Genomic DNA, 14,557 nt, shown 5'->3' on the forward strand with positions numbered 1-14,557 from the left:
ATTACACATAAGACTCGTCCACCCGCCCTACCATCACAGCCGGATTGCCCGCGACGATGGTATCCGCCGCGACATCCTTGGTGACGACCGCGCCCGCACCAATCACAGCGCGCGCGCCGATCTGAACGCCTCGAAGAATATACGCGCCCGCCCCCACCCAGGTGTCGTCTCCGATCGCTATTGGCCGGTCGTCCAGATCGATTTCAGCAGGATGGCCTTTCGTGAAGATCTCCCTGATCTGCTTATGCCTGTCATGATGATTGATCGGATGCGTAAGATTGTCGAACAGGTTGGCTCCATGTGCAATCAGCACGCGATCACCGAGCGATATCGAGCAGCCCGACCAGATGCGCGCGCCTTCGCCGACGTAGCACCAGGAGCCGATTTCGATTCGTCCGCCGTGAGCAAACGTCAGCAGTTCGCCGCGGATGATGCTGTGCTCGCCGATGCGGATAGATTTGGCATCGCGACGGATGTTCCGAATCCTCGCGGTCCTCAGAAGGCGCGCGCCGGCGGCGAGCTCGCAAGTGGGTCGCCCTAATAGCCGTTGCAGCAGGAGATCGAGGTTCATCTGGTCATTTGGATGCAGGCGATTGCACGCGCACACCCGGCCTTATCTTCTGTTCGCCCCCTCCCGCTGTGAGGATCGAATGCGGTCGCGTTCTCGACGGTCGCCTGCGTCGCCCTTTCCCAGCCCTGCCGGCGGTAGCTGAAGAACTCGACCTGATGAGTTGACGGTCCGAACGAATTGATAAGCCGCTCCAGCATTTGGGCATCGAACAGCTGAAACCAGCCGAAATCCTCATACTGTCCGTAAGGAACAGTGACGAAGCAGCGGCCACCCGGCCGGACGATGCGCCTGAATTCGGACATTGCAGCTGAAAACCCGAACTGGTCGCTTTCGGCCTTGCTACGATCATTGGTGTACAACAACGTGTTGTCCAGTCCAACGTGCTCGAGCGTTGAGATAGAAATCAGCGTGTCGAACAACGCGTCCTGAAACGGACTTTTGCGGAAGTCTCCGAAAACGTAGGAGTAGCCCATGTGCCAGTAGCACCGCTTTTCCGGCGCCAGGGTCATCAAGGTCAAATCCGCCTTGTCGAGAGGATCACGGCTCAAAATGTACTCGTGATTGAGGGTCGAGCCCGCGTCCAATACCTTTCCGAGCTGACCGGATGCTCTGAGGCACGAAAAAAGCCATGGGTATTCCACCACGCGCTCATCTAGCCCGATGCCGAAGCCCGCTGGAAGGGGGGCATTCGGACGAACCACGTTCTGGTCGATTGCATCCACGATAGCGCGCTTTTTCCGGGTGTAGTATCCAAGGCTCCACGGCGGACAGCCTCTCAAGGCATGTACCGGCAGCAGCGTCGCGTCCAGCAGCTCTTTCGCCTTGAATAAGGCACCGTCCACGTGCATCCGTTGATCTCCTGTGCGGCGATGGCCGAGAGGAGCATGAGGTGCCCGTTCCCTATAGTTATCGCCCGCCTGCTTGAACAGCATCATATAATATCATGCAAGCGGAACCAGCGACATGGGTCCGCACGCCCCTTGTTTGTACCGACATCTGGCTATATGCGTTCCACCAGGTCGACGAAGTCACGCCATTGGCGCGTCTTTGTGTAGAAGCGGTTCAATTCGTTCCGGCCGCGCGCTGCGATCTCAGCCGACCGAGGCCAGTTCATCAGGGCCTGCGAAATTGTTGATGCCGCAACCTCGGCTGACCCATAGGTCTCGATAGTCACGCCCGGAGTCATGCCAGGCGGATAATTCCCATTGTCCGAAACCAGAAGGGCGCCGCAGCCCATCGCCTCGAAACACCGCATGTTTCCGCGGTCGGCTCCAGCCATGTCAATCGCGCCGTTGAGCGCAATTTTGGAAGCTCCGAGAAGCTCGTAGAAGCGCCGTCCGAATACCGGCGGGCGGGCGATCATGGCGACTGCCCGCGGTCGCCTGTGCTTCCCGAGGCCAGGGAGCAAGCGGCCGAGTGTGGATTCGGCCAACCGGGTCAGACGCGACGAATCCAGGTGAAACGCCACTTCATAGGCATTGGAAAGTGCCGCGACTTGCTCAAACGTCCTAGCGCGCGCAGAATGGTGTCGCGAGTAGCCGCCGACGATGACGACGTCGATCGGCCTCCAAGGGCCCACGTAGCTCGTCAAGTGCGCCTCGCCAGCATCCATTTCATGTTCAGATACGGCCAAACCCGTCCGACCGATTCCCAATCCCAGGCCTTCGATGTTGTCAAGCGGCCGACCGCCCGGCGCAATGCAGGCTCGTCCACCAACTCGGCGAATGCCGGAACGTTCTGATCGAGCAGGCTGGCCGTCCAGCCGGCAAGAGGCCCGTTCAACCACTCCGGCATCGGCGAGTTAAACCCCACCTTCCGGCGTCCCGTGCGGATGGACTCCGGCATCTGGTTTTCCATTGCCCGCCGCGCAATGACTTTCGTGAGACCACTAGAGGATTTGCTGCTCTCCGGCAACGCCATCGTGTAGGTCACCAGGCGCCAGTCCATGAACGGCATCCGGACCTCGATGCCATGGGCCATAGAGAGGCGATCGTAGTTTCGCAGAATTGTCGGCAATACGGTGCCGTGAAACATTCGATAGAGGCGGCGATTGAACGAGCCCCAATCGCGCGGCAGCACGTCGTCATCGCCCACAAGACTGAGCTGGCCGGGAACCTGGCGCAGTCCGCCGCGCAGGAAATACTGCCCCTGACGCTTGATCATCAGCGCCCTCAACAGATCGACGCCGCGCCTGGTCAACGCTGAATTCGAGGAAATTCCCGCAAGGGCATTTCTAATCCAGAAAGCGCCGTATTGCCCTCCCTGGAAATAGCCCCCCATCAACTCATCGGCCCCGTGGCCATCGATCGACACCGGCACGTTCTGACGTCTGAGTTCACGATAGATCAACCAGATCGCACTCGGGAGCCCGATATAGACGTCATCATTGTCGTCGAGGATCTGGTCCAGCTCCGTCAGTGCGTCCGCCCGACCGATCTCGAGATAGGTCGGGTTGACTTCCGCCCACGCGGCCGCCTCCTCGGCCATTGGCCGCTCATCATTCGATGCGCCCGGAAATGTTGCGACGAAGGCGTGGCGCCATGACGTACTATCGCGCGGTCCCATCCCGGCCTTTTCGTGCGAAGCCATGGTGCAAATCACCGCTGACGAATCGAACCCTCCCGACAAGCATGTCCCGATTGGCACGTCGCTGCGCATCCTCAGCGCGACGGCATCCTGGAACAATTCGCGAAAACGTTCGACGCGCTCGGCTTCGGTTTTCGGCACCTCCGGCAAGTGATCGATGGTGCGCCACCAGCGTCGGATCTCCAGCTGCCCGTGACGCAGCCACAAGCAATGGCCGCTCTGCAAGCGGCGCGCGTCCTGGCAGAGGGTCCGTTCGCTACCTTCGACTCCGAAGGCATCCAGCAACAGCCGCCGCGCTACGTCGACATCAAGCGACGTCCCGATCAGACCGCTTCGCACCAGAGCGCGCTGCTCCGATGCGAAAACAAAGCGCTCCGGCGACATCGCATAGAGCAGCGGCTTGATGCCGAAGCGGTCGCGCGCGAGGAACAGTTCCCTTGTTTCGGTGTCGTAGATTGCCAGCGCCCACATACCGTTGAAGCGCGACAACATCCCTTCCCGCCATTCCCGCCAAGCAGCAAGAATGACCTCGGTATCCGATTGAGTGCGGAAGATCGCGCCCCGCTCCTCGAGTTCGCGCCGAAGCTCGAGGAAATTGTAGATTTCGCCATTGAAGACGATCACATGGCGACGATCAGCCGACAACATCGGCTGGTAGCCGCCCTCTCCCGGATCGATAACCGCCAGCCGGCGATGCCCCATGGCGACATCGCGATCGGCACTGAACCAGGTCCCCGCGCCGTTCGGGCCGCGATGGGCCAGGAGATTCGTCAAGCGCGATATCGCCTCCTGCTCAATCGCGTTGCCTCGGAAATGAACGATACCCGCAATCCCACACATGGCTAGAAGACCTTCGCTGACAAAAGGCGGCTCGCAATCACACGCGTATCGTTCCGACATGTCGCGTCATACGGCCCGCTTCGCGAAACGGCAACGACTATCACGAAATGCTGGCCGCCAAGGCAGTGTCTCATCCTTCTGTCGCCGAGGATTATCCGAGCTTCTTGAACAGTGCGTCCATGAAGATGACGTGGCCGTCCCCTGCAGTGAATTGCTCTATGGCTCCGGCGAAACGATGTCCCGTCTCTCCCAGAAGTTTACTCAGGTCTTCAAAGGTTGGAGCTCCCTTGTAGAGCTCGTCAAAGGAAATCTCGACGATCACCGCCTTCGCCGCCGCTATCGTTTTCTTGCCTCCCGCAATGACTTCGGCTTCATAACCCTGAACATCTATCTTGATCACGAGATCTTCCAGCGGTGGCGTCGGGAATTCGGCGCACACGCCGTCCAACGTCCGGACTTCGACGGGAACGCTGGTCTGAGCACGAGTTTGGGGAAAGAGCTCCTCACACATCCCAGTCGTCGGCATCAGCGACGACGACGGCGAATGCTCGCTATGGAAGTGCATGTTCACCACACCTGGCCTGGCCCCGAGCGCGAAGTTCAGGGCGGTCATGCGATCGTCACTGTCCCGTTCCATGCATTTCAAGAGCTTGTATGCCGCGGGAAGAGGCTCGAAGCACCAGATCTTCGCGCGGGGAAATCGGTTGAGCGCCACACGCGCGAACTGTCCCGTATTGGCTCCGATATCCAACACATTTCGTACGTTTTCGCCCGAAATTCCGAGAAGCGTTTCTTTCGGGTGCTTGGACAAGCGTTCGATGTGAAGATCAAACTTGGCGAGAAATGCAGTGGCGAGGTGCTTCATGCTCATATGTCAACGGCCTTCGTTCCGCCATGCCGCTTTAGCGACGGCAGCAAACTATCGCGTATCAGCCTTGTTGAGGGATTGGTCAAGACGGCCAATCCGATCACGAGCGTCCCGCCAGCCAACCCCGCCAGCGCACTTGTCGATGTGCCGAGCGACGCGCGCATAGCGAAATAGAATGTCAGGCTTGCTATCGGCGCAACGACGCAAAGAATTGCAAAGCGCAGATCCGAAGGCCGCCACAGATGTTCCGACCCGCCAAGGTTCTTGGCATGCACCATTCGCATGCACCAAACGCTTCCGACGACGAGCCCGGACGTGACGCCGACAACAACTCCGCGCTCACCCGCGAGCAGGCTGAATGCATACGCAAGAACGGAACTGCCAACGGAGATCAGCAGGTGGGAAACGATGACGGGAGACAGGTATCCCGCGGCGGTCGCCAGGAAGTAGGAGGGCGCGCTCAAAATGTTGATGGTCCAACCTACGCTGAGTACCGCAACGAAGACGACAAAAGAATCGTTGCTCTTGCCTATCCACAGTATTGCGATCAGGGGAGCCGACACGACAAGGAATGCCATCGTCGGCAGCGAGAAGAAGAGCGTCATGGACAAGGCGGAGCGGTAGGCAGCAAGAAGCTCTACGCGAGAGAGCGCGGAAAGCCGGGCAAAGTAGGGCGACATGACCTGATTTGCCATGACGATCAGGTTTCTCGCCTGCTGGAGCAAGCGAGAGGCCATATCGTAGTAGGCGACGGCGTCGAGCGTTTCGACCCTGGCCAAGATGATCCTGGTAGCTGGCTCAAATACCAGCATGGCAAGGCCTGCAACATGCAACTTCAATCCGTAAGCGAAAAGCAGGCGCATGTCCTTGCGCCCGGCTCTTCGTGGCACGAAGCGAAATCCCGGAAGGCTGCGCTTCAGATACAAGGCAGAAACTGCGATCGAAACAACGTGTTGGATGATCTGCGCCGATGCGACACCGAGAAGTCCGTAGACCGGCACAAGGGATACGGTTGCTGAGAGCATGACCAGGGTCGCGGTGATGTTTGCATAGGATCGCTGGTCGGTACGAAAAACCGCCGTAAGCGCATTCAGATAAACTTGCCCCATCGTCATGACCGCAAGCAGCACCAGCGCCCATGGGACCAGCGCCTGCGCTTCATGCAAGGAACCTTGGACGGATAACGGAATCAAGAACCACAATGCTGCGGCCGAGACGAGGCCCAACGGCGCAAGTAGAACGAGAGTCCCCACGACTGCGGAATCGACCAGATCCGGCGATCGCCGAGGGTCATCGGTCTGCAATGGAAGGTAACGTATCAATGCCCTCGACAGCCCGAGATCGGCGCCGCGTCCAATCGCGGCGATGCTGAAAACGACTGACCAAAGACCGACCTGATCCGAGCCGAGAGCACGCAGGAGGTACCCGTACAGAAACGCGAGTGCGACGCCCTGGATAACAACATCGGCCAGGGAGGCTATCGCCTGCCTAGTGACTGTCGCGCGCATCGATAAGGCCCAGCTTGTCGCGCGGCACAAACATTAGATTGGTATAACCATACCTGACCTGGGTCTGGTGTGGCCTGAGGCCACTTTTTGATGCCTCAAACGCGACATAACCGCGAGGAAGCAGCCATTCAACGATGGATCGCGAAGCGGGAACGTTCGGAAGGTCGAAATCGCCGAATTCTGCGATGACGACAGGCTTGTATTTCGCAAGCGATTGTTCGGCACCGATCAAGACCCTCAGCTCGGCGCTCTCCGCATCGATCTTCATGACGTCGATGCGTTGATGTCCCAGCTCGTTCCAGATATCGTCGAAGCGGCGCGCCCGAACATCGACAGGGATTCCGGTTCGCTCGAGCCCGCGTCCCACGAATGCAGAGTTGAACGATGAATGCGCATCCCCGTAGTCGCGAAACTCGAGCGTTTTTTCCTCATCGAAAGCGGCGTACTCGACGACGCTTGCGCAACCAGCTCCGATGGAGCCGGAAAGGTTCGCGCTCAGCAGGCTGCGAGTCCGCGGCATGGGCTCGAACGCGACCACATGCCCGCTCCCTCCAATGAGCCGCACGGCAAGTTTCGAAAAGAAACCAAAGTGAGCGCCAATGTCCACAAACGTGTTGCCCTCGTGCAGAGCTGCAAGCAAGAAACGGCAAACGTTCTCATCGTAATAACCGAAGCGATAGATCATTGCCGAAACCGGCTCGGGAACCACAACCCGCATCGTCTCGCCCCAGAACGTTTGGGCAGGAACTTCCTTGACGCGCCCGAGCCACCGTAGAAAAGCAGGCGTCACAGCGCGCAGGGGGTCGGCGACCAGTCGCTGTATCCGTGACGCATTCCGCCGGGCGACTGCAGCCTCAAAAGCTTCGGCAAGTTCTCCGCTCAGGCTTCGCGACACGACCAACTCCTAGTCACCACCTGCCCCTCAAGGTCTATGTGTGGGTCATAACGAGGTTCGCTTGGATCGTCTACCGCGAATAATTGCCGCTAACGGTCCGCCTGATCGATGGGCTCATGGGATCGTTGGGGACCTTCCTTGCCGAGATCGCTGGAGGTCCCGCCGAGGTCGGGGCCAATCTAGGATGCGCTGGTCCCCCGAGTTCTTGGACCAGCCTCACGGAGGCAGGACCCTCGGATGAGGAGGAGCCGATCTCGCGCACACGCCCTGGAGTTGGGGCGCGCTTCGCAGTCTCGATCAGAAGCGGCCCGTCCCGCGGTTCCCGCTTGTCGCGGCACTCATCACGGGCCTTCGGTACCACGGTCTGGCCCGGCTGCGCCGACGTATTCGAGAGACCGCGGCACACCAAGGCTGCCGGCGGATCCATGATCATCATGCGGCGCGACGGCCAGGGGATCAACGTGAAGTGCGCGCATCAATTGAAGACTACATAATGCAACTTAAAGTAGCACGACTTCGAGCAAGAGATCGCTGCGAACTTCATTTAAATCTTCTCCAACAGCCTGCACTTCTTGACACATGGTCGCAAGCGGCCGAAGTATGGATGAGTAAGTCCTGAATTCGGGAGAACGGAACAACTCCAAAATGGCTACTCCGATTGCACTTTTCGTTTTTCGCCGACCTGACAAGACGAGAGCCACGCTAGCATCGCTCGCTCGCTGCAGGGGAATAGAAAACATTGATTTGTATATTTTCTGCGACGGCCCTCGCGACACGCGCGACGAGCAGGCGGTTGCGGATGTGCGCGCCATCGTCGAAGCCTTCGACCATCCACGAAAGACCCTCGTCATCTCGACCGAGAACCAGGGCCTCGCCCGCTCGATCATCGCCGGTGTCACTCGCTTGTGCGAACAATACGGCCGCGTCATTGTTGTCGAAGACGACCTGACCGTCTCACCTGCATTTCTTGACTATATGAATACCGGCCTTGATACCTTTGCAGATGATCCACGCGTTATGCAGATCTCCGGATTTGCGTTTGCGCGAAGCAACGCATCACCGAACTCAACAGCACGGTTTTTGCCAATCACGACGTCTTGGGGCTGGGCTACATGGGAACGATCGTGGCACGATTTTGATCCCGATGCCCGAGATACCGATGCCTTGCGCTCCAACTACGCACTTAGATCGCGCTTCGACCTTGGTGGGCTATTCGGCTATTACGACATGCTACAAAGGCAAGAAGCGGGCCGCATAGATAGTTGGGCAATTCGATGGTACTGGTCGGTGTTCCGCCGAGATGGGCTAGTGCTCTACCCTCCCGTCAGCCTCGTTCGGAATGATGGGCTCGACAGCTCGGGAACTCATACGTCACGTTCAAAATTGCTATGGCGAGGCCTAAATCACGAGTTACCGGAATCGTCGCCGCCGATGCCGGACCAGGTTGCAATCAATCAAGCATCGCTTGCCGAGCTCGCGAGCATCGTAGATCCACTATTCTATCGAAGAGCAAGAAACCTTTTGCGCGGTCTGCTTTTCCGCGTCAATCTGATGATGCAAACCTCAATGCGTGGACCAAGGTAACTTTCGGAAGAGAGCTTGTGAACGATGAGCGGCGTTTTACTTCGATCACTCAGCCTCACTTTGTTGAGCCTCCTGCCGATCGCATCGCTAGTGTATTTTCTCTCATTACAATTGTTAGGTATCAACCACGAATCCTCATATTTTGCTGTCTGGTCCGTAGCTGTTTGGTTTATACCTTTGGCTCTCCTTCTGCCGAACCTCATCCGTCGCCAGGTGAGCATTACAGCAATAGACGTTACATTCTGCCTCGTTTCCGTCTTGCTTGCGGTCCATCTCAAGGTTTTCACACTCCATGCAGGCCTACGCGACTGGGCCCTCCTCGTGACGTTCTGGGTCGGCCCCTATGCTGCAGCAAGGCTCGTTTCCGCGCAGGACATAACGCGCATTCTCAAGATCCTCGGAGCGATAGCGCTGACAGTAAGCGCAGCAGTGTTCACGTGGCAGTTCTCACTGCAGTTGACGGCGGGCGATAATTTACGACCGGTCATGCTGGGCCTCAACCATGGCGTACTAATCGTGGCCGTTGCGCTCGGCATCTCCGTTGTGATCCAAGTCAGCGACGCGTCCGCAAAATATTCGCTCGCAACCTATGCGAGGCCGATGATCGCCGCGCTGGTCACCGCTGATCTCGTGGTACTCGGGGCGCGCGGCGTCGTTATCGCGGACATCGCGACTGCCTTGCTAATGGTACTGGCTCCCACTCGCGATGGACGCCGCGGGCGCATTGTCGTTTTCGCCGCCATATTTGTCGGAGCCACGCTCGCACTGATATTGAACCACGTTGCCCGCGACTTCATGGTGCGCACCTATCTGCCGCTAGAACCGCCGGCGGGCGCTGGCCTTCCGGACTTCGGAGTTCCGGGCTTGGGAGTTCCGGGCTTGGGACGAGACTCGCGGGCGGAGTGTGATCAACTCAATAAAATGGTTGATTCGACGCCGATTCGGATTTGGCTGCTTCAACAAGGCTTCTTACTTTTTCAAGAAACGCCAGTATTCGGAATCGGGCTCGAAAACTTCGCCGCCCACACTTGCCCAGGCAGCTTTCCGCATAGCACGATTTTACAAGCCTTCGTCGAGATGGGCGCTGTTGGGGGCATCGCGTACGCACTATTGCTCGCCACTGCGATATTCTCGTTAATCGGCTTGACGATTAATCGTCTCCCTTGCACAAGTCGCCCAGTGATTGTTGTGCTCGCATTGCTCTCATTCTTCATAATTCTCGATCAATTCTATGGACGGATTCTTTTGTCGTCGACAGCTAGTCTCTTGCTGGGCTTTTCAGCATCACTGGTCACGCGATCCGAGCATCCGCACCTGCGCGGCAGGCCTATTCCAAATTCTGAAAACTCTCGGTGAGATGACTATGAGGAATGACCAAGCTTTCCACGGGACGACCGCCTCCTTCCCGACCCTGTCGATCGTCACGCCGTCCTTCAATCAAGCACCTTTCCTGCAGCAGACGCTCGACAGCGTTCTTGACCAGAAATATCCTGGGCTCGAATACATCGTCATCGACGGCGGCTCCACAGATGGATCCCGCGAGATCCTCGAAAGCTACAGTGACCGCTTAACATTTTGGGTTAGCGAGAAAGATCGCGGCCAAGTGCACGCTCTCAACAAGGGGTTCGAGCGCGCTATCGGCGACTGGGTAGGCTGGCAAAATTCCGACGATTTCTATTTGCCCGGAGCTTTCGAATCCTTTGCCGTCGCCACTCGACGCTTTCCCGATGCCGACATCGTTCTGGCCGATATCGTCCTCGTCGATGAAGCTGGCACGCCGATCCGTGATGTCAGATATGTCAAGCCAACCTACGAAAGCCTATTCGCAGAGGGCATGGTGCTCGCGAACCAGGCGGCATTCTGGCGCCGCGCCCTGCATGAGCGCGTTGGATTTCTCGATGAGCAGTACAATTGCTCGTTCGACTATGATTGGTTCATGCGCCTCCTCAAGTCTGGACGCGCGGTCCACGTTCGGGAGCATTGGGGCTGCCTCCGGTATCATGGTCAATCGAAAACGAGTGTCCTCACCGAACGTTTTGCGAAGGAGAACATGGCAATTCGCGGTGGACGCGCACCATCAGGCTTGAGCGTCGCCTACTCCCAATTGCGCCGCCTCGCCCTGATGCTTGCCCACCGCGATATCGGATACGTCATGCGCGGCTTATGGCGGCGCGCTGGCCGGAATTAAAGCATGATCCGGAAAAGTACGCAGCGGTTTTCCGAAAAGATCTTGCAAACAATAACCTAAAGCGCGATGACGATTCATCGAATCTCATTGCGTTTTAGGTGGGGTCGCGTTCCCAGATCATGCTGTCGCCCGCTATTTGGTCGCCGACCGACGGCGACAGCAAGAAGAATCCCCCGTTGATCCAGCCGCCGTCGTCGCCTGGCTTCTCTCGAAATTGACGACACGATCGCCCTCGATCGCCGCGAACCGCTTGGCCGGCCGCACCACCGAGACGGTGCCCGGCGCCCGTGCGCCTTGTGAAAGGCGGTCTCGGCGCCGAGATCGATGTCGGCGACCTCGTCGCCATAGATCAACGCAAAAAACGGGACATCCGCCACATAGCCGCTTCGGCTTGCCGCCGGTCTGGGTGTTGTCGCCGGTATCGACCAGCGTGACCCCGCCAGGGCTCGGTGGTTTCGCGGTTGACCTCCATCCGGTTCCCGGCAAAATGGAAGGTCACGTCGGACATGTGCAGGAAGTAGTTCGCGAAACACCCCTATGTAACCCCTGTAGCCAAGGCAGATCACGAAATCATTGAAGCCGTGACGGCTGTAGATCTGCATGATGTGCCAGAGGATCGGTCGGCCGCCGATCTCGACCCTGGGCTTGCGTCGCGTCGGTCTCTTCGGAGATTCGGGTGCGAGACCTCCCGCGAGAATGACGACTTTCATTGAGTGCCTGCTGCGGTCTGGGATCGGCCCCGGTTTCCGCAAACACCTGGCGACCGGGCATCGTTGCTTCACGCAGCTTATGTGAACGTCGACGACCGTGCCGACACGAAAGCGAACTGCGAGGCGCTGAATATCACCGGGTTGGCTAGCCGTCCCTCGCCTTTGGGAAACAGAGGGTTCAGGGCCGAATGACCCGCCGCAGCCACTCTTCCACCGTATCGCGGCAGTCGCTGCTGTCCCATGCGATGGGGCTCAGTGTTCAAACATGGAGATGCCAGTCGATTGCGTGAGACGCAACCGGCCCGATCGTCCCGTCGGCATTGAGATCCTGATGAAACCGGGCCTCCGCCAGCAGCAGCGTGGCGCTGGTGTCTGACACCTGACCGGTGCTGGTGGCGAAGTTGCCGCTGCTGTCGGTCGTCCAGATCGCGAACTGATCGCTGCCCGAGTACTTCCACGCCACCTCGTAACCGCTCGAGGTCTGCTCCGCGGCGATCGGCGTCCAGGCGCCGAACTGACTGGCCACCACAGGCGAGCCGACGTATTTCAGCGCAGGTCCGAAGCCGTCGGCTACAGGATTCATGTAGAAATTGCTGCCGCTCTGCACCAGGCTCGTGCTGCCGAACGCTTCGATGCTGGTCGTGGGCATGCCGATGACGCCATCGCCGTTGAGGTCCTGGTGGAAGCGGCTCTCGGCTTGCTCCAGCGTGGCGCTGGTGTCTGACACCTGACCGGTGCTGGTGGCGAAGTTGCCGCTGCTGTCGGTCGTCCAGATCGCGAACTGATCGCTGCCCGAGTACTTCCACGCCACCTCGTAACCGCTCGAGGTCTGCTCCGCGGCGATCGGCGTCCAGGCGCCGAACTGACCGGCCACCACCGGCGAGCCGACGTATTTCAGCGTAGGTCCGAAGCCGGCCGCCGGGTTCATGTAGAAATTGCTGCCGACCTGGACGAGGCTCGTCGCCCCCACGGCTTCGATGGAGACCGGCGGGCTCACGAGCGCGGCGCTCGGGGCCGTGGTATCGGCAAACTGGAAGTTCTCGATCCCGGTCAAGGTGTCGGTGCCGTCCGGCGCGCCGGCGCGCTGGTCGACGACGATGAAGGTCTGGGTGGCCGCGTTGTACGCAATCGCGTAGTTCGCCATGTTGCCCGAATAGACCGCCGTATCGGTCCCCGCGCCGCCCGCGATGGTGTCGTTGCCCGCGCCGCCGGTGATCGTGTCGTTGCCCGAGCCCCCGTTGAGCATGTTGGCGATGGCGTTGCCGACGATGGTGTCGTTGCCGGATCCGCCTGTGGCGTTGTCGATGTAGGAGCGGGCGTCGCCGCTATAGAGATAGGCGTTGTAGACGTTGCCCGAGGCGTAATGGCCATCGCCGAGATAGGCCAGCTGCACCGAGGAGAACATCGACGAGGCACCGGGATTGAGGTTGATGCTCAGGTTCGTCGTGTAATTCGACAGATCGTAGGTATCGACGCCGCCGCCGTCCCAGACCGTCTCGTAGATGCGGTTGGCCGAGCCGCCAACGCCGCCGCCAGGCGCGAGCTGCCCGACGCCGTTGATGAACTCCTGCCCCGTGGTCGGATTCCAGGTGTAGATGGTGCTGCTGCTCTGGGTCGTGTAATCCGCACCGTACATCGTCTGGAGCGCGAGGATATCGTTGGCCATGTAGGTCTGCGGATATCCGTACGCTTCGTTGGTGTAGCCGGTCGTGGTCGAAGCGCCGACATAGCTGCGATAGCTCATGACGGTGTATTCGCTGTCGTCATGCGCGCTCGGCACCGCGATGTTGGCGGGACCGCCGGCCTCCTGGCTGTGCTTGAGGCCAAAGGCATGGCCAAGCTCGTGCAGCGCGGTGGTGAAGTAATAATTGCCGAGCTTGGCCAGCGAGTAGTTGTATTGGTTGCCGAACCAGACGTCGCCGCCGGAGGCATAGTTGCCGGGATAGTAGGCGTAGGAGGTTGGGTTGGCCGACGGCGACTGCGCGATCATGATATCGGCGCCGTTCGTGCCTGCGTACTGGACGTTGGCGTTGGTGTAGCCGTTGATCAATCCGATGGCGTAGTTGATTGCCGCCTGCATCTGGGTCGGCGCCGAGGCGAAGCCCGAAGTGGTCGGCTCGCTGCTGCCGCCAGTGTACGGATTGGCGTAGTCGCTGGGCGAATCCGGGAAACTGTAGGTGATCGCGCCAGACCACTTGTAGCCCGACAGCAGGCCGTCGATTTCGGCGTTGTTGGTGGCACTGACGTTGACAGCGTTGGCCAATGGACTCTCCCGGAACTACCCGTCGCGCGATTCGGGACGTGGACAGATGATTCTAGCTTGAGAATTGAAGGTTTGGTTTAAATAGGGCAAGCGCACCTCAACTTCTTGCATAACGCGCTGTTAGCCATGATATTCGGTACTCATACGGGCCAAAAACAGGAGCCTCGGTTCCCGCGTCCGTCATGTGCAGGATCTCATGAAACCAAGTCCACTCCCGGCCGGCCTGTTTGGCGCCCTGATGGCGCTCGCCAGCCTGGATCATCAACCCTTCGGAGGACTGCCTGTCATGGTGCAGAAGGCCAATGCGGATGACAACGGCAAGGCAGCACGCCCGCCCTCCATGCCGATGGCTCGCGATCCTGCGGTTGCCGTGGCAGAGGAATACGAAGCCGCCCGCCGGAAGGGAACGCGGGAGGCCTTTGAGCTCTTCATTGCGCGCCACGGCGATGCCCCCCTGGCGGAGCAGGCGCGCGCGGAATTGAAGCGTCTGTCGCGCTGATCTCTCGTTCACCGCATTAGGTATGGCGTTTCGGCAGGCGGCATC

12 protein-coding genes are annotated in these 14,557 nt (G+C 59.2%); 4 read left to right on the plus strand and 8 right to left on the minus strand.

The genetic code is table 11. The annotated features are described in order from the left end of the window. Position 1: 1 nt before the first annotated feature. From FXV83_RS44845 to FXV83_RS00110, 7 genes are all read right to left on the minus strand, one after another. Positions 2–571 (minus strand): acyltransferase, encoded by a 570-nt coding sequence (locus FXV83_RS44845; protein WP_110116716.1) that lies wholly within the window; start codon positions 569–571, stop codon positions 2–4. Next, positions 568–1,506 (minus strand): methyltransferase domain-containing protein, encoded by a 939-nt coding sequence (locus FXV83_RS00085; RefSeq protein ID WP_148736585.1) that lies wholly within the window; start codon positions 1,504–1,506, stop codon positions 568–570. The genes FXV83_RS44845 and FXV83_RS00085 overlap by 4 nt, the downstream gene beginning before the upstream one ends. Positions 1,507–1,571: 65 nt before the next feature. Beyond that, a complete protein-coding gene (locus FXV83_RS00090; protein ID WP_235939259.1) occupies positions 1,572–2,162 on the minus strand; it encodes a glycosyltransferase family protein in 591 nt (196 codons plus the stop codon). Then, entirely contained in the window at positions 2,159–4,057 is a 1,899-nt protein-coding gene (asnB, locus tag FXV83_RS00095; RefSeq protein ID WP_347341017.1) for an asparagine synthase (glutamine-hydrolyzing), read from the minus strand. The genes FXV83_RS00090 and asnB overlap by 4 nt, the downstream gene beginning before the upstream one ends. Positions 4,058–4,148: 91 nt before the next feature. Beyond that, the gene (locus tag FXV83_RS00100; protein WP_187435546.1) at positions 4,149–4,862 is read right to left on the minus strand and encodes an FkbM family methyltransferase; all 714 of its coding nucleotides are present in this window, start codon (positions 4,860–4,862) and stop codon (positions 4,149–4,151) included. 2 nt (positions 4,863–4,864) lie between these two features. Further along, the gene (locus FXV83_RS00105) at positions 4,865–6,373 is read right to left on the minus strand and encodes an oligosaccharide flippase family protein (protein WP_148736591.1); all 1,509 of its coding nucleotides are present in this window, start codon (positions 6,371–6,373) and stop codon (positions 4,865–4,867) included. Then, positions 6,354–7,268 carry an FkbM family methyltransferase gene (locus FXV83_RS00110; protein WP_148736593.1) on the minus strand — a complete coding sequence of 305 codons (915 nt, stop codon included), beginning with the start codon at positions 7,266–7,268 and terminating at the stop codon, positions 6,354–6,356. Before FXV83_RS00110 ends, FXV83_RS00105 begins: the two co-directional genes overlap by 20 nt. Positions 7,269–7,913: 645 nt before the next feature. Here FXV83_RS00110 and FXV83_RS00115 point away from each other — a divergent pair. Genes FXV83_RS00115 through FXV83_RS00120 form a run of 3 tightly spaced genes read left to right on the plus strand, consistent with a single transcriptional unit; the run spans position 7,914 to position 11,040 of the window. Then, positions 7,914–8,852, plus strand: coding sequence for a glycosyltransferase family protein (locus FXV83_RS00115; protein ID WP_148736595.1), 939 nt, complete (start codon positions 7,914–7,916; stop codon positions 8,850–8,852). Positions 8,853–8,876: 24 nt separating this feature from the next. Further along, positions 8,877–10,208: an O-antigen ligase family protein gene (locus tag FXV83_RS42305; protein ID WP_187435547.1), complete on the plus strand. Its 1,332-nt coding sequence runs from the start codon at positions 8,877–8,879 to the stop codon at positions 10,206–10,208. A 7-nt stretch (positions 10,209–10,215) separates the two neighbouring features. Continuing rightward, a complete protein-coding gene (locus FXV83_RS00120) occupies positions 10,216–11,040 on the plus strand; it encodes a glycosyltransferase family 2 protein (protein WP_187435548.1) in 825 nt (274 codons plus the stop codon). A gap of 969 nt (positions 11,041–12,009) precedes the next feature. On the opposite strand, the gene FXV83_RS00130 is transcribed toward FXV83_RS00120, so the two are convergent. After that, a complete protein-coding gene (locus FXV83_RS00130) occupies positions 12,010–14,013 on the minus strand; it encodes a M10 family metallopeptidase C-terminal domain-containing protein (RefSeq protein ID WP_235939260.1) in 2,004 nt (667 codons plus the stop codon). Positions 14,014–14,209: 196 nt separating this feature from the next. On the opposite strand from FXV83_RS00130, the gene FXV83_RS00135 reads away from it, so the two are divergent. Further along, positions 14,210–14,512 (plus strand): hypothetical protein, encoded by a 303-nt coding sequence (locus FXV83_RS00135; RefSeq protein WP_148736599.1) that lies wholly within the window; start codon positions 14,210–14,212, stop codon positions 14,510–14,512. Positions 14,513–14,557: the final 45 nt, after the last annotated feature.

The organism is Bradyrhizobium hipponense (genome assembly GCF_008123965.1).
GTDB classification, from domain to species: Bacteria; Pseudomonadota; Alphaproteobacteria; order Rhizobiales; family Xanthobacteraceae; genus Bradyrhizobium; species Bradyrhizobium hipponense.